This window comes from Pseudomonas citronellolis (assembly GCF_900112375.1).
In the GTDB taxonomy this organism is placed as follows: domain Bacteria; phylum Pseudomonadota; class Gammaproteobacteria; order Pseudomonadales; family Pseudomonadaceae; genus Pseudomonas; species Pseudomonas citronellolis.
The window spans coordinates 1-20,542 of the sequence record NZ_FOLS01000041.1 but is presented as its reverse complement, the minus strand read 5'-3'; the positions used below and the strand labels follow the sequence as shown (position 1 = coordinate 20,542).

Annotated in this window: 17 protein-coding genes; 8 read left to right on the top strand and 9 right to left on the bottom strand. The window is 69.3% G+C overall.

Annotated features, from left to right (window positions below; all coding sequences use genetic code 11):
- Positions 1-86 precede the first annotated feature (86 nt).
- Positions 87-2,807 carry a magnesium-translocating P-type ATPase gene (mgtA, locus tag BM060_RS28455; protein WP_074985338.1) on the top strand — a complete coding sequence of 907 codons (2,721 nt, stop codon included), beginning with the start codon at positions 87-89 and terminating at the stop codon, positions 2,805-2,807.
- Between the two features lie 455 nt (positions 2,808-3,262).
- Here mgtA and BM060_RS28450 read toward each other — a convergent pair whose 3' ends face one another.
- The 4 genes from BM060_RS28450 to ssuD form a co-directional block, all read right to left on the bottom strand.
- Positions 3,263-4,273, bottom strand: a complete 1,011-nt coding sequence (locus BM060_RS28450) for an alpha/beta hydrolase family protein (RefSeq protein WP_074985336.1) — start codon at positions 4,271-4,273, stop codon at positions 3,263-3,265.
- A 198-nt stretch (positions 4,274-4,471) separates the two neighbouring features.
- Positions 4,472-6,061 (bottom strand): ABC-F family ATPase, encoded by a 1,590-nt coding sequence (locus BM060_RS28445; protein ID WP_074985334.1) that lies wholly within the window; start codon positions 6,059-6,061, stop codon positions 4,472-4,474.
- 260 nt (positions 6,062-6,321) lie between these two features.
- A complete protein-coding gene (locus tag BM060_RS28440; RefSeq protein WP_074985332.1) occupies positions 6,322-7,851 on the bottom strand; it encodes an FAD-dependent oxidoreductase in 1,530 nt (509 codons plus the stop codon).
- A gap of 86 nt (positions 7,852-7,937) precedes the next feature.
- Positions 7,938-9,074, bottom strand: a complete 1,137-nt coding sequence (gene ssuD, locus BM060_RS28435; protein ID WP_064583543.1) for an FMNH2-dependent alkanesulfonate monooxygenase — start codon at positions 9,072-9,074, stop codon at positions 7,938-7,940.
- Positions 9,075-9,953: 879 nt separating this feature from the next.
- Between ssuD and BM060_RS28430 the strand changes: the two genes are divergently transcribed.
- A complete protein-coding gene (locus BM060_RS28430; RefSeq protein ID WP_009619475.1) occupies positions 9,954-10,457 on the top strand; it encodes a hypothetical protein in 504 nt (167 codons plus the stop codon).
- A 68-nt stretch (positions 10,458-10,525) separates the two neighbouring features.
- Here the strand turns inward: BM060_RS28430 and BM060_RS28425 are convergent, their stop codons facing one another.
- Both BM060_RS28425 and BM060_RS33080 read right to left on the bottom strand, forming a co-directional pair.
- Positions 10,526-11,149, bottom strand: coding sequence for a helix-turn-helix domain-containing protein (locus BM060_RS28425; RefSeq protein ID WP_074985402.1), 624 nt, complete (start codon positions 11,147-11,149; stop codon positions 10,526-10,528).
- 8 nt (positions 11,150-11,157) lie between these two features.
- On the bottom strand, positions 11,158-11,319 hold the full coding sequence (locus tag BM060_RS33080; RefSeq protein WP_167858399.1) for a hypothetical protein: 162 nt from the start codon (positions 11,317-11,319) through the stop codon (positions 11,158-11,160).
- A gap of 237 nt (positions 11,320-11,556) precedes the next feature.
- Here BM060_RS33080 and BM060_RS28420 point away from each other — a divergent pair, with 237 nt between their 5' ends.
- Positions 11,557-11,982: a VOC family protein gene (locus BM060_RS28420; protein ID WP_043315128.1), complete on the top strand. Its 426-nt coding sequence runs from the start codon at positions 11,557-11,559 to the stop codon at positions 11,980-11,982.
- A gap of 1 nt (position 11,983) precedes the next feature.
- On the opposite strand, the gene BM060_RS32735 is transcribed toward BM060_RS28420, so the two are convergent.
- From BM060_RS32735 to BM060_RS28410, 3 genes are all read right to left on the bottom strand, one after another.
- Positions 11,984-12,169: a hypothetical protein gene (locus BM060_RS32735; protein WP_143096607.1), complete on the bottom strand. Its 186-nt coding sequence runs from the start codon at positions 12,167-12,169 to the stop codon at positions 11,984-11,986.
- Between the two features lie 63 nt (positions 12,170-12,232).
- Positions 12,233-13,363: a helix-turn-helix transcriptional regulator gene (locus BM060_RS28415; protein ID WP_074985329.1), complete on the bottom strand. Its 1,131-nt coding sequence runs from the start codon at positions 13,361-13,363 to the stop codon at positions 12,233-12,235.
- A 102-nt stretch (positions 13,364-13,465) separates the two neighbouring features.
- Positions 13,466-14,515: a 3-ketosteroid-9-alpha-monooxygenase, oxygenase component gene (locus tag BM060_RS28410; RefSeq protein WP_074985326.1), complete on the bottom strand. Its 1,050-nt coding sequence runs from the start codon at positions 14,513-14,515 to the stop codon at positions 13,466-13,468.
- A gap of 199 nt (positions 14,516-14,714) precedes the next feature.
- Here BM060_RS28410 and BM060_RS28405 point away from each other — a divergent pair, with 199 nt between their 5' ends.
- From BM060_RS28405 to BM060_RS28385, 5 genes are read left to right on the top strand one after another with little or no spacing between them, the layout of a single operon-like run.
- Positions 14,715-15,530 (top strand): SDR family NAD(P)-dependent oxidoreductase, encoded by an 816-nt coding sequence (locus tag BM060_RS28405; protein ID WP_074985324.1) that lies wholly within the window; start codon positions 14,715-14,717, stop codon positions 15,528-15,530.
- A 9-nt stretch (positions 15,531-15,539) separates the two neighbouring features.
- Positions 15,540-16,454 carry an alpha/beta hydrolase gene (locus BM060_RS28400; protein ID WP_074985322.1) on the top strand — a complete coding sequence of 305 codons (915 nt, stop codon included), beginning with the start codon at positions 15,540-15,542 and terminating at the stop codon, positions 16,452-16,454.
- Positions 16,455-16,464: 10 nt separating this feature from the next.
- The gene (locus BM060_RS28395; RefSeq protein ID WP_074985320.1) at positions 16,465-17,568 is read left to right on the top strand and encodes a 3,4-dihydroxy-2-butanone-4-phosphate synthase; all 1,104 of its coding nucleotides are present in this window, start codon (positions 16,465-16,467) and stop codon (positions 17,566-17,568) included.
- Between the two features lies 1 nt (position 17,569).
- Complete coding sequence (locus tag BM060_RS28390; protein WP_074985318.1) at positions 17,570-18,796, top strand: oxidoreductase; 1,227 nt, start codon at positions 17,570-17,572, stop codon at positions 18,794-18,796.
- A 23-nt stretch (positions 18,797-18,819) separates the two neighbouring features.
- Positions 18,820-19,929: an esterase-like activity of phytase family protein gene (locus BM060_RS28385; protein ID WP_074985316.1), complete on the top strand. Its 1,110-nt coding sequence runs from the start codon at positions 18,820-18,822 to the stop codon at positions 19,927-19,929.
- The last annotated feature ends 613 nt before the right edge of the window (positions 19,930-20,542 follow it).

The window sequence follows — 20,542 nt, the reverse complement described above, 5'->3', positions numbered from 1 at the left end:
GGCTCTCCCGTCTTCATGGCGTCTTAAGGAACCCCTTGCAGACTCCCGCTGCCGCTGGTCAGGGCGGCAGTGATCGGGGAGTCGTCATGCGTTTCGAACAGATCAGGACCCACCTGCTGGAGTTCCTCAACAAGGGCCTGCCCGCCCGGCAGCTGCGCCGGCTGGTGCTGCTCGACCTGCTGCGTGGCTCGGCGGCCGGGCGCCAGGCGCCGGCGCAGCTGGCCCAGGGCATGCTGGAATGGTCGGTGCTGGAGCCGCAGGCGCTGTTCGAGCGCCTGGGCAGCCGCCGCGAGGGCCTCAGCGAGGCCGAGGCCGCCGAGCGGCGCGACAGCGTCGGGCTCAACGAGGTCGACCAGGAGCGCCCGATGCCCTGGTGGCGGCACCTGTGGCTGTGCTACTGCAACCCCTTCAACCTGCTGCTGAGCGTGCTGGCGCTGGTCTCCATGTTCACCGGCGACAGCGAGGCGGCGGTGGTGATCGGCGCCATGGTGGGCATTTCCACGCTGCTGCGCTTCGTCCAGGAGAAACGCTCCAACGACGCCGCCGAACAGCTCAAGGCCATGGTCAGCAACACCGCCACCGTGTTCCGCTACCCCGAGGGCGGGCAGGGCGCGGCGCAGCGCCTGGAGGTGCCGATCCGCCAACTGGTGCCCGGCGAGGTGCTGTGGCTGTCGGCCGGCGACATGGTGCCGGCGGACGTGCGCCTGTTCAGCGCCAAGGACCTGTTCGTCAGCCAGGCGGCGCTCACCGGCGAGTCGCTGCCGGTGGAGAAGTTCGCCCAGGTCCGCGACGCCCGCCAGGGCAACCCGCTGGAGCGCGACAGCCTGTGCTTCATGGGCACCACCGTGGTCAGCGGCTCGGCCCGCGCGGTGGTGGTCGGCACCGGCGCGCAGACCTACTTCGGCTCCCTGGCCGAACGGGTGATCGCCAGCGACCACACGCCCACCGCCTTCCAGGCCGGGGTCAACAAGGTCAGCTGGCTGCTGATCCGCTTCATGCTGGTGATGGCGCCCATCGTCCTGCTGCTCAACGGCTTCACCAAGGGCGACTGGCTGCAGGCGGCGCTGTTCGCGCTGTCCATCGCCGTGGGCCTGACCCCGGAAATGCTGCCGATGATCGTCACCTCGACCCTGGCCAAGGGCGCGGTGGCGCTGAGCCGGCGCAAGGTCATCGTCAAGCGCCTGGACGCCATCCAGAACTTCGGCGCCATGGACATCCTCTGCACCGACAAGACCGGCACCCTGACCCAGGACCGCATCGTCCTGGAACGCCACACCGACGCCTTCGGCGAGGTGGAGGACCGGGTGCTGCAGCTGGCCTTCCTCAACAGCCACTACCAGACCGGGCTTAAGAACCTGCTGGACGTGGCCGTGCTCGAACACGTGGAGCTGCGCCAGGCGCTGCGGGTGGACAGCCGCTACCGCAAGGTCGACGAAATCCCCTTCGACTTCGCCCGCCGGCGCATGTCGGTGGTGGTCAGCGAGCGCGACGACCACCACCTGCTGATCTGCAAGGGCGCCCTGGAGGAAGTGCTGGCGGTGTGCGCCTCGGTGCGCGAGCAAGAGCGTGTCGAACCGCTGACCGGCGAACGCCTGGCGTGCATCCGCGCGGTGGCCGAAGCGCTCAACCAGGACGGCCTGCGGGTGGTCGCGGTGGCCACCCGCGAGCTGCCGACCAACCGCGACACCTACGGCCTGGCCGACGAGCAGGGGCTGTGCCTGGACGGCTACATCGCCTTCCTCGACCCGCCCAAGGAAACCACCGCCCCGGCCCTGCGCGCCCTGGCCGCCAACGGCGTGGCGGTGAAGGTGCTGACCGGCGACAACGAGCGGGTGACGCTGAAGGTCTGCCGCGACGTCGGCCTGCAGGTCGATGGCGTGCTGCTGGGCCCGCAGCTGGACGACATCGCCGACGCCGAGCTGGGCGCACTGGCCGAGCGCACCACGCTGTTCGCCAAGCTGACGCCGACGCACAAGGAACGCCTGGTCCGCGTGCTGCGCGAGCGCGGCCACGTGGTGGGCTTCCTCGGCGACGGCATCAACGACGCCCCGGCGCTGCGCAGCGCGGACATCGGCATCTCGGTGGACTCGGCGGTGGACATCGCCAAGGAAGCGGCCGACCTGATCCTCCTGGAAAAGAGCCTGATGGTGCTGGAGGAGGGCGTGGTGGAAGGGCGGCGCACCTTCGCCAACATGCTCAAGTACATCCGCATGACCGCCAGCTCCAACTTCGGCAACGTGTTCAGCGTGCTGGTGGCCAGCGCCTTCATCCCGTTCCTGCCGATGCTGCCGATGCAGCTGCTGGTGCAGAACCTGCTGTACGACATCTCGCAGATCGCCATCCCCTTCGACGGCGTGGACGCCGAACAGCTGAGCCGCCCGCAGCAATGGAACCCCGACGGCCTGGGGCGCTTCATGGTGTTCTTCGGGCCGCTGAGTTCGATCTTCGACATCACCACCTTCCTGGTGCTGTGGCACGTATTCGGCGCCAACGCCCCGGCCCACCAGACGCTGTTCCAGTCCGGCTGGTTCGTCGAGGGGCTGCTCTCGCAGCTGCTGGTGGTGCACATGATCCGCACCCGGCGCATCCCCTTCCTGCAGAGCCGCGCCTCCTGGCCGCTGCTGGCGATGACCGCGGGCATCGGCGCGCTGGCGATCTTCCTGCCCATGGGACCGCTGGCGCGCTACTTCCACATGCAGCCGCTGCCGCCGGGCTACTGGCCGTGGCTGGTGGCGATCCTGCTGGGCTACATGGGGCTGACCCAGGCGGTGAAGGGGTGGTTCGCGCGGCGGTATGGGTGGTCGTAGGGATTGAGAGAATCGCGGACGGAGTCCGCTCCTACGGTGCCAGGAAGCACGGCTTTTCGTAGGATGGCGTTGAGCGAAGCGATACCCATCACCACGGCAGCATGGGTATCGCAAGCTCAACCCATCCTACGAAGAGCACCTCGGCGCAAGACAGTTGCTCCTACAGGAAGCACGGGCGTAGGAGCGGACCTTGTCCGCGATGGCCGGATGTTCCGGCGCGGTTCGTGGATGAGATCCGCTCCTACGCTGCCCCACCCGCGCCATTCCCATGTAGGAGTGGGCCCTGCGCGCGATTCGCGGGCAGGGCCCGCTCCTACAGTTCCAGGAAAGCCCCGTAGGATGGGCTGAGCGAAGCGATACCCATCACCACACTAAGCCACATCAAGCCCCTCCGACAGAACACCCTTCGCGAGCAAGCTCGCTCCTACAAACCACACCACCCCCCGCGACAAACCTCAGCGCAACATCGCCTGCACTTGCTCAGGCTCCAGCGCCTCGTCGAAGAAGCGCTGTGCATCACCAATCAGGTGGCGATGAATGGCCACCCGGTCCACCCCTTCGGCGTCCTTGCACAGGCCCGGGGTGGCGGCGGTTTCCTCTTCGTTGCAGGGGGCCATGAAGACGAAGTGGCCGGCGCCCAGCAGCACGTGGAAGTCGGCGCTGCGCGGCAGCTTGCGGGCCAGGGCGGCGGCGTTGCGCGTCCAGTCCAGCACCTTGTCGGCGTCGCCGCTGTAGATCAGCACCGGGACGTTCACGTCGGCCAGTTCGCGGCTGCCGAACATCAGCCCCAGCGGCGCCAGCAGCATCACCGCGCCCACCCGCGGGTCGGCCATGGGCGCCAGGTCGTTGCGGTCGGCCAGCAGTTCGCCGCCGGCGCTGCAGGCGTCGCGGTCGTCCGGGCGTTGCGTGCAGTAGCGGCGCAGGCGCTCCAGGCGTGGCTGGGCGCCGGCTAGGATCAGCGCCGTCTCGCCGCCGGCGGAGTAGCCGATCACGCCGATGCGCCGGGGATCGAGCAGCGGCGCCAGGCGCTCGTCGGCCAGGGCCGCGCTGATGGCTTCGGACACCTGCAGCGGGCGGCCGTAGAGGTTGCTCAGGGCGCCCAGGCGGCTCTGGTCGTGGAGGTTGTCGCCGGGGTGCAGCAGGGTGACCACCACGAAGCCGCGCCGGGCCAGGGCCAGCACCAGGTCGCGCAGGGCCAGCGGGGTGCCGCCGTTTCCGTGGGAGATGACCAGCAGCGGGTGGCGCCCGGCCACCGCCGGGGCTTCCTCGGCCAGCGGCAGGGTGAACAGGCCGAGGGTGGTGGGGGCGGTTGGCGCCCGCGTCGGGTAGAAGGCGATGGCGCGCATCGGCTGGTGGTCCAGCGGGTCGTCGAGGGTCAGGCGATGGAAACCGACGTTCAGCGTTTCGGCGCCGGCCGCCAGTGAGAAGATCAGTAGCAGAACGCAACAGACGAATCGCCCCAACATGGTGCTCTCCACCCCCAACGCAGCCTCTGGAACGGGCGTTGCCGGGCGCCTGGGCGCGGCCGGCCGCCGCGGTGCGGACATCCTTGCAGGGTACGCGCCAATTTCGCAGGCGTGCGGGGCGGCGGATCGACGGTGGGGAAGGGCGTTGCGGGAAGGGAGGGGAAGGGGATGCCGGCGCGGCATCCCCTGCGGGTGGCATCAGACGATCACGCCCTGGCTGCGCAGGTAGTCGTCGTAGCTGCCGCTGAAGTCGGTCACGCCGTTCTCCGACAGCTCGATGATGCGGGTGGCCAGGGAGGACACGAACTCGCGGTCGTGGCTGACGAAGATCAGCGTGCCCGGGTAGTTCTCCAGGGCCAGGTTGAGCGCCTCGATGGACTCCATGTCCAGGTGGTTGGTCGGCTCGTCCATCAGCAGCACGTTGGGCTTCTTCAGGATCAGCTTGCCGAACAGCATGCGCCCCTGCTCGCCACCGGAGATCACCTTCACCGACTTCTTGATGTCGTCGTTGGAGAACAGCATGCGCCCGAGGGTGCCGCGCACCAGTTGCTCGCCGCCCTGGGTCCACTGGGCCATCCAGTCGAACAGGTTGTAGTCGTCCTCGAAGTCCTCGGCGTGGTCCTGGGCGAAGTAGCCGACGTCGGCGCTGTCGGTCCACTTCACTTCGCCGGCCTGTGGCGGCATCTCGCCGACCAGGGTGCGCAGCAGGGTGGTCTTGCCGATGCCGTTGGGGCCGATGATGGCGATGCGCTCGCCGGCTTCCACCTGCAGGCTCAGGTTCTTGAACAGGGGCACGCCGTCGAAGCCCTGGCTGACTTTCTCGAGGGTCACCGCCTGGCGGTGCAGCTTCTTGAACTGCTCGAAGCGGATGAACGGGCTGACGCGGCTGGACGGCTTGACCTCTTCCAGCTGGATCTTGTCGATCTGGCGCGCGCGGCTGGTGGCCTGCTTGGCCTTGGAGGCGTTGGCCGAGAAGCGGCTGACGAAGGTCTGCAGCTCGGCGATCTGCGCCTTCTTCTTGGCGTTGTCCGACAGCAGGCGCTCGCGGGCCTGTTCGGCGGCGGTCATGTACTCGTCGTAGTTGCCCGGGAACAGGCGCAGCTCGCCGTAGTCCAGGTCGGCCATGTGGGTGCAGACGCTGTTGAGGAAGTGACGATCGTGGGAAATGATGATCATGGTGCTGTTGCGCGCCGTGATGACGTTTTCCAGCCAGCGGATGGTGTTGATGTCCAGGTGGTTGGTCGGCTCGTCGAGCAGCAGCAGGTCCGGGTCGGAGAACAGCGCCTGGGCCAGCAGCACGCGCAGCTTCCAGCCCGGGGCCACGGCGCTCATCGGGCCGAAGTGCTGGTCCAGGGGAATGCCCAGGCCCAGCAGCAGCTCGCCGGCGCGGGACTCGGCGGTGTAGCCGTCGAACTCGGCGAACTGCACTTCCAGCTCGGCCACGGCCATGCCGTCGTCCTCGCTCATTTCCGGCAGCGAGTAGATGCGGTCGCGCTCGGCCTTGACCTTCCACAGCTCCTCGTGGCCCATGATCACGGTGTCGATCACCGAGAAGTCCTCGTAGGCGAACTGGTCCTGGCGCAGCTTGCCCAGGCGCACGCCGTTTTCCAGCATGACCTGGCCGGAGGAGGGCTCCAGTTCGCCGCCGAGGATCTTCATGAAGGTGGACTTGCCGCAACCGTTGGCGCCGATCAGGCCGTAGCGGTTGCCGTTGCCGAACTTGACGGAAACGTTCTCGAACAGCGGCTTGGCGCCGAACTGCATGGTGATGTTCGCTGTGGAAATCAAAGTTTTACCTATCAATGACTGGCGAGCCGCTGGGCCGGTCTGGCAGCGGGCCGATACCGATTCGATACCAATGTTGGCTTTCCGGGCCCGTTGACATGGGCGCCGGGGGAATCCAGCGGACGTGCGCGAAGGGCAGCATCTGGACGCGATGTCCAGGCTTTTGCGCTTGAAGGGCGGGGGACATGCCGGACAGGCCGCGGATTATCTCATAGGTGGGCCTGTCCTTGCATGGCGGGTCGCTTTGCGATGGTGGCCAGTCGTCAGCCGGGTGTCTGCTGCTCGAAGGCAGCCTCGGCCTCCAGGCTCTGCCGGTCGCGCCCCACGGTGGCGACGGCGAGCGCCTTGCCGTCGCGCCAGTAGGTCACCCGGCAGTCGTGGGCGGCGGGGTCGCCGTCGACGTCGATGCGGTCCCAGCGCTCGGCGTGGCCGACGTAGTTGATGCCGACGTCGTACTGCTGCGTCCAGAAGAACGGCACGGCGGTGAAGCGCTGCTGGTGGCCGAGGATGTTGCGCGCCGCGGTCATGCCCTGGCGCTCGGCGACCGCCCAGTGCTCCACGCGGATGGCGTCGCCGCTGCGGGCGTCCGGCCAGCGGGCGATGTCGCCCACGGCGTAGACGTCCGCGGCGCTGGTGCGCAGCCAGGCGTCCACCAGCACGCCCTTGTCCAGCTTCAGGCCGGCGTCGCGGGCCAGCTCCAGCTCGGGGCGGGCGCCGATGCCGATCACCACCAGGTCCGCCGGCAGCGTGCCGCCAGTGGACAGCCTGACCTGCTGCGCCTCGATCGCCGTGACCCCGGCACCGAAATGGAAGCCCACGCCATGGGCCTCGTGCAGGGCCCGGAGCATGTCGCCCAGGGCTTCGCCGAAGACGTTCTCCATGGGCCGCGCGCCGGGCGCCACTATCTGCACGTCCAGGCCGCGGCTGCGCAGCGAGGCGGCCACTTCCAGGCCGATGAAGCCGGCGCCCACCACCACGCAGCGGCGGGCCGTGGCGCAGCGGGCGATCAGCTCGTCGCAGTCGGCGAGGCTGCGCAGCACGCGGACGTGGGGCAGGTCGGCGCCGGGCACGTCCAGGCGCGCCGGCGCCGAGCCGGTGGCCAGCACCAGGGCGCCGTAGTCCAGCTCTTCGCCGTTGGCCAGGGTCAGCTTCTTGTGCGCCGTGTCGATGTGGCTGACGCGGGTGTTGCAGCGCAGCTCGATGCGCTGACTGGTATAGAAGTCCGCCGAACGCAGCGGTAGCCAGGCGGGGTCGGCGCTGCCGGCCAGGTAGTCCTTGGACAGGTTGGGCCGGTCGTAGGGCGCGGCGGGGTCGGCGCTGAGCAGGGTGATGGGCCCGTCGTAGCCCTCGTGGCGCAGGCCGAGGGCCGCCGCGTTGCCGGCGGCGCCGCCACCGATGATCACCACCGAGGCCGGTGCCTGAGCACCGGCCGGCAGGTCCGCCGGGGCAGCGGGCAGGGGCGCGCCGACGTAGGCCTTGCCGTCGCGGCAGTCCACCTGCCAGCGCGGCAGGTCGTCCAGCGCCGGCGGGGCGAGCAGGCGCCCGTCGTGCAGGCGGAAGCAGGCGTGGTGCCAGGGGCAGCGCAGGGTGTCGCCGTCGACCAGGCCCTCGGCCAGGGGCGCGCCGTAGTGCGGGCAGGTGGCGCCTATGGCGTACAGCTGCCCGGCCTGGCGCACCAGCAGCGCCGCTTCGCCGCCGACGTGGCCGGCGAGCGGGCTGCCTTCGACGACGTCCGCCAGGGGCACGCCCTGGGCGAAGTCGGGGCCGGGCGGGGACGATGGATGGTCGCTCATCGCTCTCTCCTCGTCTTTTCCTGAAGGTCACCGCTTCAGGATAGCCCCCCGCGCCCGGGCGGGCGCCTACGCTCGTCGAGGCGCGATCAGGCCGCGTGCTCCTTGCCTTGCCCCGCGCGCACGTCGAAGGCGCCGCCGGTGACCACGCCCTCCACCGTCACCCGGCCCTTGCCCGGCAGCAGCGGGAACACCAGTTCGGCGAAGCGGTAGGCCTCTTCCAGGTGCGGGTAGCCGGACAGCACGAAGCTGTCCACGCCCAGCGCCGCATATTCCAGCAGGCGCGCCGCCACCGTCTGCGCATCGCCCACCAGCGCGGTGCCGGCGCCGCCGCGCACCAGGCCGACGCCGGCCCACAGGTTGGGCGCGACTTCCAGGCGCTTGCGGTCGCCGCCGTGCAGCGCGGCCATGCGCCGCTGGCCTTCGGAATCCATCTTCGCGTAGTTGGCCTGGGCCGCGGCGATGGTGGCGTCGTCCAGGTGGCTGATCAGTTCCTCGGCGGCGGCCCAGGCCTTCTCGTTGGTCTCGCGGACGATCACGTGCAGGCGCACGCCGAAGCGCACCGTGCGGCCATGGCGGGCGGCGCGCTGGCGCACGTCGGCGATCTTCTCGGCCACCGCCGCCGGCGGCTCGCCCCAGGTCAGGTAGGCGTCCACGTGCTTGGCCGCCAGCTCGTGGGCGGCGGGCGAGGAGCCGCCAAAGTACAGCGGCGGGTAGGGCTTCTGCACGGGCGGGAAGAAGTTCTGCGCGCCGCGCACCTGCAGGTGCTTGCCGTCGTGGTCGACGGTTTCGCCGCCGAGCAGGCGCCGCCAGATGCCGAGGAACTCGTCGGAGGCCTCATAGCGTTCGTCGTGGGAATAGAAGACGCCGTCGGCGGCCAGCTCGGTGGCGTCGCCGCCGGGCACCACGTTGAGCAGCAGGCGGCCGCCGCTGGCCTGGTCGAGGGTGGCCGCCTGGCGCGCCGAGGCGGTGGGGTTGCCCAGGGAGGTGCGCAGCGCCACCAGCAGCTTGATGCGCCGCGTCACCGGCACCAGGCTGGCGGCGGTCACCCAGGGGTCGAGGCAACTGGCGCCGGTGGGGATCAGCAGGCCGTCGTAGCCGAGCTGGTCGGCGGCCACGGCAATCTGCCGCATGTATTCGTTGGTCGCCGGGCGGCCGCTGTCGGAATGGCCCAGGTAGCGGGTGTCGCCGGAAGTGGGCAGGAACCAGAAGATATCCAGACTCATGATGTGTCCTCGTTGCCATCGTCGAAAGGGGCAGGGCCCCATGGGTGCACGCGTGGCGGGGAGTCTTGTTGGAATGGGGCGAACGCTCGCGGAGGGCGCCGACGCCGCGCTGGGATGCGGGCGTTGGATTCGCAGTGGGAGCCGTTGAAGCGCTAGCGGCTGTCAGGCAAGCCCCATGCCAGCGACGCAGGCGCCGTGGCGCGGGGCCTGGCGAGCTGCGGGCGGTGGCACTCTGTTGCTGAGCGAACAGAATGTTGGGTCGCTGTTGGTCAGCGGACAGTTGGTTCCTGCTGGTGCAGGAGAAACGCCATCCTACGGGGACATGCCGTGCCTCGTGGCGCACACGTAGGGCGAATAACGCTCCGCGTTATCCGCCGTTTAGCGGTGATCCCCGGCAGCGCCGAGGTCGGCCTGGGCCTTGTCCGCCCTGCCGGCGGAATCGCGGATGAATCCGCTCCTACAAGGTGCGGAGAAACGCCACCGTAGGATGGGTTGAGCGAAGCGATACCCATCACCGCGACCGCATGGGTTTCGCAGGCTCAACCCATCCTACGAAGAGCATCTCGGTGCGGGGCAGGACGGTTGCTGGATGCCGAGGCAGCCAAAGTGCTCGAGGCTTAGACTCTTTATTCACTACAGTTATTTGCTAAGCACTGGAATGCATATCCATCTCGTGGTTTTCCCTGCCGCTTGAGCAACTGTCGCTGCCATGACGTCGAATCCGTCGTCACCACGCCGAAAGGCTCCGCGGCACCGGGCTTTTCGCCGTGGCGGGCGAAGCGAACCGGCGCTGGGCCGCCAGCTTGTCCGGCTCGCCGGCCTCCCTAGAATCGGCCCCATCAGCAGTTACCCATTCCGTCCAGTTCAGGGAGTTCCACCATGATGAATGCAATGCAGATGCCGATGAACGCCAACCCGATGATGCCCATGATGGGCATGCCGATGATGATGGCGACCATGCAGTGCGAAATGCAGGACGACGGCATGATGTGCAAGATGATGCCGGCCATGGGCATGGACGCTGCCATGTTCCGCAACAACGCGGAAATGATGGCGATGATGATGAACTGCGGCATGCCGATGATGATGCACTGCGGCAACATGTCGATGATGTGCATGTCCCAGACCGGCATGGCGATGATGCCGATGATGGGCATGATGAACATGATGCCGATGATGATGGGCATGCCCATGCCGTCGATGAAGTGCATGATGGAGTGCTCCATGCAGGGCGACGCCATGATGTGCAAGATGATGCCGATGCAGGGCATGAACATGGAGATGTTCAAGAACTGCTGCATGCTGATGAACAAGATGATGGAATGCGGCATGCCGATGATGATGAGCTGCAACGGCATGCCGATGATGTGCTGCACCTGCTGACCGCGGCGCGCTGAACGAGAAAGGCCCGGTGGGGAAACCCGCCGGGCCTTTTGCTTTGTGCCGCCGCCTCAGTCCAGGCGTTCGGCGTAGGTGCTCACCAGGTAGGCCACCGCCTCGCTGTCGGCCGGGTTGCGGTAGCTGTGCGGCTGGTCGGCGTAGAACAGGATGGAGTCGCCGGTGCCGAGCAGGAAGCGTTCTTCGTTCACCGCGATCTCCAGCACACCCTGGGCCACCACCAGGTTTTCCTGGGTGCCGGGGGCGTGGCCGGCGGAGTGTTCGATGGCCAGGCCCGCCAGGCGCAGTTCGTAGAATTCCACCTGGCGCGAGACGTCGAAGGGGAACAGCGCGCGGCTGACGAAGGCGCCGTCGCCGCTGACCAGGCGCTTGCTCTCGCGCGCCGGCAGCAGGGCCACGCCGTCGAAGGCGCGGTCGTCGAGGAAGGCCGCCACCGAGACCTTCAGGCCCTGGGCGATCTTGCACAGCACCTTGATCGAGGGAACGCTGCGCCCGGATTCGATCTGCGCCAGCATCGCCCGGCTCACCCCGGACAGCCGGGCCAGACCGTCCAGGGACAGGTTGCGCTTGCCGCGCAGGCGCAGCAGGTTGTGGGCCACGCGCTGGCCGATGGGATCGTCGGCCGCCGCCGGGGCGGTTTCGAGGCCCGCCTCGGTGGCGTCGGTGGAAAGCGGCAGGCCCACGTTCAGGCCTCGCGGATGCCGTTGTCGCGCTGCTGCTGCACCCACTGGGTGGCGCCGAAGCCGGCGCGGCTCGCGTACATCGCCCACATCAGCTCGGCCATGCGCCGCGCCTGGCGGCGGGTGCGGTAGCGGGCGAGGTCGATGACGTTGTCGGTGTGGTCCATGGCGACTCCTCAGGGAACTGCGGTGAAGGATGGGGCTAGCCTAGCCGGGCTCTTCTTAGAACAATAAATACTGAATAATTATTTATTAATTCATTTTTGATCCGTGGCGGCAGGCTTTGTGGCCAGGCGGTGAGTCACTCCAGCCAATGGCCAAAATCAAGCAGCCGCACGGGTGCGCTCGGCGCCAGGCAGTCCTAGCATGAACGGATCCCTGTTCGTCGACGCCAGGAGCCACCCATGAGCCTTCGCCCCTTCCACCTCGCCATCCCCGTCCACGACCTGCCCGCCGCCCGCCGTTTCTACGGCGAGGTGTTCGGCCTGGAGGAGGGCCGCTCCAGCGACCAGTGGGTGGACTTCGACTTCTATGGCCACCAGTTGGTGATCCACGAGCACCCGCGCACCGCGTCCCAGGAAAATGCCCACTGCAACCCGGTGGACGGCCACGACGTGCCGGTGCCGCACTTCGGCATCGTGCTGGACTGGGAGCAGTGGGAAGCGCTGGCCGAGCGCCTGCGCTCGTTCGACGTGCGCTTCGTGATCGAACCCTACGTGCGCTTCAAGGGCCAGGTGGGCGAGCAGGCGACCATGTTCCTCCTCGACCCCTGCGGCAACGCCCTGGAGTTCAAGGCGTTCAAGGACATCGGCCAGCTGTTCGCCAGGTAGCTCAGGGCAGCAGGCGCATCACGCCGCCGGGCATGCAGGGCACGCCGGCGCTCAGCCGCGCGTTGAGCTGGGCCAGTTGCTGCGACTGCTCGTGGACCCGCAGCATCAGGTGCGCGCCGGCGAGGCTGGCGGCGAAGACGAAGGCGATCAGTAGCGGAGCGACTTTCACCATGGCAGTGGACCTCATGCGGCGGTTGCTGTCCGGGGTTACGCTAACCGCCGCGCGGGCCCGGCAAATCGTCCGCTCGGACTAGCCCAGGGTGGCCACGCTGCGCAGGATCAGGCGCACCAGCATGGTCTGCCGCGTCACCCCGGTCTTGGAGAAGGTCGAGCGCAGGTGCGCGCGCGCCGTGTTGCGGCTGATGCCCAGTTCCTCCGAGGCTTCGTCGAGGGTCAGGCCGTTGGCCAGCAGCATGGCCAGCTGGGCCTCGGCGGGGGTCAGGTCGAACAGCGCCTTGACGATCTCCTGCGGCGCGCGGGATTCCTGCTCCGGGTCGCTGACGAAGATCACCACCGAGGGGCAGTGCTTGCCCTCGTTCCATTCGCTCAGCGGCACCGAGCGCACGATGATGCCCAGGTCGGCGCGGCCGGAGGGGCGCTGCACGCGCATCGCCTCCACCACCGAGGGCTGCGCGCCCTTCTGCGACTGCAGGGCCTGCTTCACCAGGCGGCGGAACTCCTGGCAGTCGCGCGGGGTGCCGACCTGCAGGCTGTCGCCGCTGATCTTCAGGCCGTCCTTCTCGCGCAGCAGGTGTTCGGCCACCTGGTTGGTCTGCAGGATCTTGCCGCTCTCGTCGAGGATGATGGTGCCCACGGCGAACTGGTCCACCGCGCCGGCGTAGAGGTTGCGCTCGGTCTCGATGCGGTTGATCTGCGTGTGCAGCGCCACCGAGCGCTCCAGGTGCGGCACGAAGTGCGCCAGCAGGGCCTTGTCGGCGAGGCTGAAGCCCGGCGATTCGATGCCGCGGCTGACGCGGATGCGGCACAGGGCGCCGTCGGCGGTGCGGATGTCGGCGCCGAGGATGTGGAACACCCCCACCGGTTCGAGGAAGTTGCGGTAGAACTCCGAGTTCAGCCACTCGTCGCGCTGCACGAACTCATCCAGGATCACCACCTGGCCGCTGGGCAGGTCGACGAAGGGGTCGAGGTTGAAATAGTACTGGTTGTACGAGGCCACCACTTCGGCCGAGCTGCCGTTGGTGTTGACCATCAGGCCTTCGTTCTGGTCGCTGGGCGGACGCAGGATGAAGGTGACGTACTTGGCTTCGAAGAACTGGTTGAGCTCGTTGAGGAAGGACTGCCACGGCGTGGCTTCCAGGGGCCCCTGGTAGAGATTGCCGAGCATCCCGCTGAACTGCTCGAGGGTGAGCGACTGTGCCATCGATTGAACCGTTTCTTATTGTTGTTCTGGAAAGCGCCGCTGAGAGTACGCGGCGCTTTCCGCAAAAGGCAATCCGTCCCCGCAAGGCTGGGGACGGGCGGTTCAGGCCGGCTCGGCCTGGCGCGCGCGGACGATGAAGTCCTTGCGGTCGGCGAGGCCGGCCGGCAGCTCGGCGACGTCGGTGTAGAACTGCTCGTACCACTTGCGCAGCTGGTACACCGGGCCGTCGCCGTCGCACAGCAGCGGGTTGTCGACGCGGGTCTTGCTGTGCCAGATGGCCACGTCCTCGTAGAAGGCCAGGCGCGCCTGCTCGACGTAGGCCTGGGCCATGGCGCGGTTCTGTTCGTCGGAAAGCCCCGGGAGCTTCTTCACCAGCACGCCGTAGCGCAGGGTGAAGCTGTTCTGGTCGATGGGCACGTGGCAGTTGAGCAGGATCGACTCGATCAACTGGCCGTCCATGGCGCCGGTCATCTCGGTGATCTGGTAGGCCGGGCCGTAGTAGGTGGCCACGGTGCGCAGCTCGCTGTCGCCGGACAGGCGCGCGCTGCGGCCGCGCATCACCTGCACCGCCAGGTGGCCTTCGAAGTGGTTGCTGAACTCGTCGATGGGCGCCTTGTGCACGCTGTCGAAATGCGCCATGTCCGAGACGTTGTCCACCAGCTCGCGGCAGTTCGTCTCGATCTTCAGCTCGGCCATCTCCCATTCGGCCCAGGCGTCGTCGTAGCAGGCGTCGATGCGCGGGATGGCCTGCTCGGCGATGGGCGGGTTGCCTTCGGGGTCGTTCCAGACGAACAGCAGGCGGTTCTGCTCCAGCACCGGCCAGGACTTGATCTTCGCCCGCGGCGGGATGCGCTTGGCGTAGGGGATGTCGTTGCACACGCCGTCGGCGCCCCAGCGCCATTCGTGGAACGGGCAGCGCAGGCCGTTGCCTTCCACGCAGCCTTCGCTGAGGTCGGCGCCCATGTGCGGGCAGTAGCCGTCGAGGATGTGCACCTCGCCGACCTCGCCCTGGAAGGCCACCAGGCGGGTGCCGAAGACATCCAGGCGGTGCGCCTTGCCGTCGCGGTACTGGCTGGCCAGGCCCAGGCAGTGCCAGCCGCGGGCGTAGCGATCCTGCAGGGGCCGGGCTTCGATTCGGTGCAGCGTACTCATTGTTGTTCTCCCATCAGGTTGCCGCAGGCAGAAGGTGGGTGGCGGCAGAGGCCTCCTGCGGATTCTGCAAGCCAGAGCGGCTGCGGCATCGTCTGAACGGACGAGGAGGGCGCCCTAGTCCGGGTGGACGATGTCCCGCGCTGCCCGCCCGGCGATAACAGCGCCAGCCGAACCGACAACAACGACAAACGGAGCAGCGATGAGCGAGCGACAAGGCCAGGTGGCCGTGATCACCGGCGCCGCCAGCGGCATCGGCCGCGGCCTGGCGCAACACGCGGCGGGGCAGGGCATGCGCCTGGCCCTGGCCGACCGCGACGCGGCGGGCCTGCAGGCCCTGGCCGGGCAGCTGCGCGAGCAGGGCTGCGAGGTGCTGGCGCAGGTCACCGACGTGGCCCGCGAGGCCGACCTGCAAGCGCTGCGCGAGCAGACGCTGGCGCGCTTCGGCGGCATCGACCTGCTGTTCAACAACGCCGGGGTGATGCAGACCGGCGCCAGCTGGGAACTCAGCGAGGCGCAGTGGCGGCGCATGCTCGACATCAACCTGCTGGGCGTGATCAACGGCCTGCGTGCCTTCGTGCCGGGGCTGCTGGCCCAGGGCCGCCCGGCCCACATCGTCAACACCGCGTCCCTGGCCGGCCTGCTGGCCAGCCCCTTCCTGGCCGCCTACACGGTGACCAAGCAGGCCCTGGTGGCGCTCTCCGAAGTGCTGCACCACGAGCTGGCCGCCCTGGGCGCGCCGGTGGGCGTCTCGGTGCTCTGCCCGGGGCCGGTGGCCAGCCGCATCATGGCCTCCGACCAGGCCGGCGGCATGGCCGGCGCGGCACTGGGCGAACAGCTGGAGCACAGCATCCGCCAGGGCATGCCGGCGGACGAACTGGCCGCCCTGGTGTTCCGGGCCATCGACGAGAAGCGCTTCTGGATACTGCCGCACCCGGACTTCAAGCCGGCGCTGCAGGCGCGCACGCAAAGCATTGTCGAGGAGACCAACCCGGTCTTCCTGCTGGCCGACGTATAAGGAGCGAACATGGCCCTCGATCCGCACATGCAAGTCCTTCTGGAGCAGTTCGCCGGGGCTTTCGCCCTGGACTTCGAACGGCTCGACGCCGCCACCTACCGCGGCTTCGCCGACCAGGGCCTGGGCGCCGCGCCGCTGGCCCTGGAAGAGGTGCGCGAGCTGCGCGTGGCCGGCGAGCTGCCGGCGCGCCTGTACCGCCCCAGCGCCGCCGACGGCCTGGCGCTGCTGGTGTTCTTCCACGGCGGCGGCTTCGTCGCCGGCAACCTCGACACCCACGACGACCTGTGCCGCCGCCTGGCCCTGGCCACGGGCGCGGCGGTGGCCTCGGTGGGCTACCGGCTGGCGCCGGAAGCGCCGTTCCCGGCGGCGCCGGAGGACTGCTACCAGGCCACCTGCGAGCTGGTGGCGCGCGCAGCCGAACTGGGCGTGGATGCCGAGCGCCTGGCCCTGGCCGGCGACAGCGCCGGCGGCAACCTGGCCATCGCCGCCGCGCGCCTGCTGCACCAGCGCGGCGGGCCGCGGCCGCGGGCGCTGTGCCTGTTCTACCCGGTGACCGACCAGGCATGCGCCAGCGCTTCCTACGGCGAATTCGCCAAGGGCCACTTTCTCGAAGCGCAGATGATGCACTGGTTCTGGCGCCAGTACCTGGGCCAGTGGCCGGCGCCGCTGGATGCCCTGGCCTCGCCGCTGCACGCCGACGACCTCGGCGGGCTGCCGCCGACGCTGCTGCTGAGCGCTTCCCATGACCCGCTGCGCGACGAGGGCGAGGCCTTCGCCGAGCGTGCCCGCGCCGCCGGCGCCGACGTGCGCCTGGTGCGCGCCGAGGGCATGCTGCACGGCTTCGCCAGCTTCGCGCCCTATGCGCCACGCGCTGAGGGTTACCTGAACCAAGCCGCGGCCTGGCTGCGCGACGCCCTGGCCTGAGGAGGCGAACATGGCCCTGGACAGCACCCTGCACCTGATCGAGGCGCTGCGCCGTGGCCAGCCGGTGGTGCTGGTCGACGGCGAGGACGACGAGGGCGACGGCATGCTGCTGCAGGCCGCCGAATTCATCGACGATGCCGCATTGAACTTCTTCGCCCGCGAAGCCCGCGGGCTGATCTGCCTGGCCCTGACCGACGAGCGCTGCCGCGCCCTGGGCCTGAGCCCGATGACCGCCGGCCCGCGTGGCGAGGGGCTGGGCTTCATGGTCTCCATCGAGGCGGCGCGGGGCATCAGCACCGGCATCTCCGCCGCCGACCGGGCGCGCACCGTGCAGGTGGCGGTGGACCCGGCCAGCGGCCCGGCCGACCTGGTCAGCCCCGGCCACGTCTTCCCGCTGCGCGCGCTGCCCGGCGGGGTGATGAGCCGCGCCGGCCACGCCGAGGCGGCCTGCGACCTGGCGCGCCTGGCCGGGCTGCAGCCGGCGGCGCTGCTGGCCGGCATCCTCGACGAGGACGGCGAGAACGCCCGCGGCGAAAACCTGCGCGCCTTCGCCCGGCGCCACGGCCTGCCGGTGGGCGGCATCGCCGAGCTGATCCACCACCGCATCCTCCACGAGGGCACCATCGCCCGCAGTGCCGAGTACCGCATCGACACCCGCCACGGCCCGTTCCGCGTATGCGCCTACCACGACGCCTTCAAGGACGTGCTGCACCTGGCCCTGGTGCGCGGCGAGATCGACCCGGCGCAGCCGGTGCTGGTGCGCGTGCAGGCGGTGGAGACGCTGCGCGACCTGCTCGCCGGCGAGCCGCCGCGCGGGCCGCAGCAATGGAACCTGGACCGCTCCCTGGCGCGCATCGCCGCCGAGGGGCGCGGGGTGCTGGTGCTGCTGGCGCAGCAGGAAAGCGCCGCCGCGATCCTCGATCAGCTGGCCCAGGGGCCGCGCCTGCAGCCGCCGCGCTTCCCCCAGCGCACCCTCGGCGTCGGCGCGCAGATCCTCCGCGACCTGGGCGTGCGCAGGATGCGCCTGATGAGTTTCCCGGTGGCCTACAAGGCGGTGTCCGGCTTCGAGCTGGAAGTCGCCGAGTTCGTCCCCTTCACCGCCCAGGAGGCCTGAGATGACCCCGCAAGACGCGCTGGACAAGGTGCTGAGCCCCACCCGCCTGGCCGGGCTGGCCCTGCGCAACCGGGTGATCAAGACCGCCACCTTCGAAGGCATGTGCCCTGGCGGGGTGCCCGGCGCCGAGCTGGCCGCGCACCACGCGCGCATGGCCCGCGGTGGCGTCGGGATGACCACCGTGGCCTACTGCGGCGTGTCGCCGGACGGCCTGACCTTCCCCGACCAGATGTGGATGCACGAAGGCATCTTCACCCAACTGCGCCAACTGGCCGATGCGGTACACCGCGAGGGCGGGGCGCTGTCGGCGCAGCTGGCGCACTGCGGCTTCTTCAGCCGCACCCGGCCGCTGAACATCCCGCGCCCGCGCGGGCCCAGCGCCTGCCTCAACCAGTACGGGCTGTTCAGCGGGGTGCCCTTCGCCGGCGCCATGGGCAGCGCCGACATCCGCAAGACCCTCGACGAATACCGCGCCGCCGCGGCCTTCGTGAAGCGCGCCGGGTTCGACGCCATCGAAATCCACATGGGCCACGGCTACCTGCTCAGCCAGTTCATCTCGCCGGCCACCAACCGCCGCAGCGACGCCTACGGCGGCAGCCTGGACAACCGCCTGCGCCTGCCCCTGGAAGTGCTGGCGGCGGTGCGCGAGGCGGTGGGCGAGGGCTTCCCGATCCTGGCCAAGCTCAACCTCAGCGACGGCTTCGCCGGCGGCCTGGAGATCGACGAGTCGTGCCGCGCCGCGCAGCGCCTGGCCGAGCACGGCCTGGACGCGCTGGTGATGAGCGGCGGCTTCACCAGCCGCTCGCCGATGTACCTGTTCCGCGGCGAAAGCCCGCTGCAGCGGATGATCCCGCTGGAGCGCAACCCGCTGCAGCGCACCGCCATGAAGTGGTTCGGCGGGCGCCTGTTCGCCAGCTCGCCCTACGCCGAGATGTACTTCCTCGACCAGGCCCGGCGGGTACGCCAGGCCACCGACATGCCGCTGGTGTACCTGGGCGGTGTGAGCACCCGCGACAGCCTGCAGCGGGCCATGCAGGAAGGCTTCGACTTCGTCGCCCTGGGCCGCGCCCTGCTGCGCGACCCGGACCTGGTGCGCAACGTCCGCGAGCGCGGCGAGGGCTACGCGAACGGCTGCAACCACTGCAACCAGTGCGTGGCCAGCATGGCCCTGCCCGGCGGCATCCGCTGCGTGCTGAACCAGCCGGACAGCTTCGCCGCCCACGCCTGAACCCCCAACACAAGGAGTTGCCGATGAACCTCGGCCACGGCCGGCGCCTGTTGCCCGGCCTGACCCTGCTCGCCGCCCTCGGCGCGGCCCAGACGAGCGCCGCCGACGGCTGGGCGCTGCTCGGCGAACAGCGCCTGGCGCTGCGCCAGAGCTTCCAGTACACCACTGTCGGCGGCCTGTCCGGCATCGACTACGACAGCCGCTCGCAGCGCTTCCTGGCGATCAGCGACGACACCTCCGAGCACGGTCCGGCGCGGGCCTACTGGCTGGACGTGGGGCCGAAGGCGGTGAAGCTGGAAGACGTGATCCTCTGGCGCCAGGCCGACGGCTCCTTCTACCCGAGCAAGGCCCGCCACGCCGGCGGCGCGCCGGGCGAGGTGCCGGACTTCGAGTCGCTGCGCATCGACCCGCGCGACGGCAGCCTCTGGTACACCAGCGAAGGCAACCCCGGCGAAGGCGTGCCGCCCAGCCTGCGCCAGGCCGCCCGCGACGGCAGTCTGCTGCAGGTGCTGGCGCTGCCGGCGATGTTCGCGGCCAACGGCGTGCGCGACAACCTTTCGTTCGAAGGCCTGAGCTTCGCCGCCGACGGCGCCAGCCTGTGGCTGGCCATGGAGGGCCCGCTGTACCAGGACGGCGAACCGCCAACGCGCAAGAGCGGCGCCTACGCCCGCTTCACCCAGCTCGACCGCGAGGGCAGGGCGTTGCGCCAGGTGGCCTATTCGCTCGACCCACTGCCGGCGGACAGCAGCCACCCGCGCGACCTGGACAGCGTGTCGGAAATCCTCGCGCTGGACGACGGCCACCTGCTGGTGCTGGAGCGGGTGGTGCTGATCCGCGGCGGCGGGCGCATGGAATCGCGGGTGCGCCTGTACCAGTTGGACCTGGACGGCGCGAGCGACGTACTGAACATCTCGCGCCTGGCCGGCGCGGACTTCCGCCCGGGGCGCAAGCACCTGCTGCTGGACTTCGCCGACCTGCGCCTGCCGCGCCTGGACCTGCTCGAGGGCATGGCCTGGGGGCCGCGCACGGCGGACGGGCGGCGCAGCCTGGTGCTGGTGTCCGACGACAACTTCGACCAGTTCCACCAGGGGCAGGTGACGCAGGTGCTTTGGGTGGGGACGCCGTTGCGTTGAGGTTGGGGCTTGCTCGCGAATGGGAGTCACCTGTGGCAGTGGTGTTCCGGGGCGATTCCGCTCCCTCTCCCTAACCCTCTCCCTGAAGGGAGAGGGGACCGTTCGGAGTGCGTGGTTATTCCGCAGTTAGCCGGAAAGCGCGAAGTACCCGGCGTAGGCCATTCTTCCCGCCGGCACGGACAAGCTCCCTCTCCCTTCAGGGAGAGGGCTGGGGAGAGGGTTACGGACTTCGATTCCGCTTCGGCGCAAGGCTTGGCACCCAAGGACCAGAGGCGTTGCCGGCGGGGCAGGTGTAGCGGCGTATAACCGCGAACGGTTATACGCCCTACGCCAGGCGTGACCTTTGCGTAGGGCGGATAACGTTCCACGTTATCCGCCGTTTGACCTTCGCTATCGGTCCGCTCGGTTTCGGGCTTGGCGTTGTTCTAGCAGATAGTGTTTTCCGGGGATTACGGCATGCGGGGTTACGCCCGTCCCTCACCCTAACCCTCTCCCGGAGGGAGAGGGGACCGTTCGGCGTGCGTGGGTATTCCGCAGTTAGCTGGCAAGCGCGAAGTATCCGGCGTAGGCCATTCTTCCCGCTGGCACGGACAAGCCTCTCTCCCTTCAGGGA

What these genes read in the sequence shown, in the direction of transcription:
- mgtA (WP_074985338.1), top strand. Translation starts at nt 87, where the DNA reads ATGCGTTTCGAACAGATCAGGACCCACCTGCTGGAGTTCCTCAACAAG.
- BM060_RS28450 (WP_074985336.1), bottom strand. Translation starts at nt 4,273, where the DNA reads ATGTTGGGGCGATTCGTCTGTTGCGTTCTGCTACTGATCTTCTCACTG.
- BM060_RS28440 (WP_074985332.1), bottom strand. Translation starts at nt 7,851, where the DNA reads ATGAGCGACCATCCATCGTCCCCGCCCGGCCCCGACTTCGCCCAGGGC.
- ssuD (WP_064583543.1), bottom strand. Translation starts at nt 9,074, where the DNA reads ATGAGTCTGGATATCTTCTGGTTCCTGCCCACTTCCGGCGACACCCGC.
- BM060_RS28430 (WP_009619475.1), top strand. Translation starts at nt 9,954, where the DNA reads ATGATGAATGCAATGCAGATGCCGATGAACGCCAACCCGATGATGCCC.
- BM060_RS33080 (WP_167858399.1), bottom strand. Translation starts at nt 11,319, where the DNA reads ATGGACCACACCGACAACGTCATCGACCTCGCCCGCTACCGCACCCGC.
- BM060_RS28420 (WP_043315128.1), top strand. Translation starts at nt 11,557, where the DNA reads ATGAGCCTTCGCCCCTTCCACCTCGCCATCCCCGTCCACGACCTGCCC.
- BM060_RS32735 (WP_143096607.1), bottom strand. Translation starts at nt 12,169, where the DNA reads ATGAGGTCCACTGCCATGGTGAAAGTCGCTCCGCTACTGATCGCCTTC.
- BM060_RS28415 (WP_074985329.1), bottom strand. Translation starts at nt 13,363, where the DNA reads ATGGCACAGTCGCTCACCCTCGAGCAGTTCAGCGGGATGCTCGGCAAT.
- BM060_RS28410 (WP_074985326.1), bottom strand. Translation starts at nt 14,515, where the DNA reads ATGAGTACGCTGCACCGAATCGAAGCCCGGCCCCTGCAGGATCGCTAC.
- BM060_RS28405 (WP_074985324.1), top strand. Translation starts at nt 14,715, where the DNA reads ATGAGCGAGCGACAAGGCCAGGTGGCCGTGATCACCGGCGCCGCCAGC.
- BM060_RS28400 (WP_074985322.1), top strand. Translation starts at nt 15,540, where the DNA reads ATGGCCCTCGATCCGCACATGCAAGTCCTTCTGGAGCAGTTCGCCGGG.
- BM060_RS28395 (WP_074985320.1), top strand. Translation starts at nt 16,465, where the DNA reads ATGGCCCTGGACAGCACCCTGCACCTGATCGAGGCGCTGCGCCGTGGC.
- BM060_RS28390 (WP_074985318.1), top strand. Translation starts at nt 17,570, where the DNA reads ATGACCCCGCAAGACGCGCTGGACAAGGTGCTGAGCCCCACCCGCCTG.
- BM060_RS28385 (WP_074985316.1), top strand. Translation starts at nt 18,820, where the DNA reads ATGAACCTCGGCCACGGCCGGCGCCTGTTGCCCGGCCTGACCCTGCTC.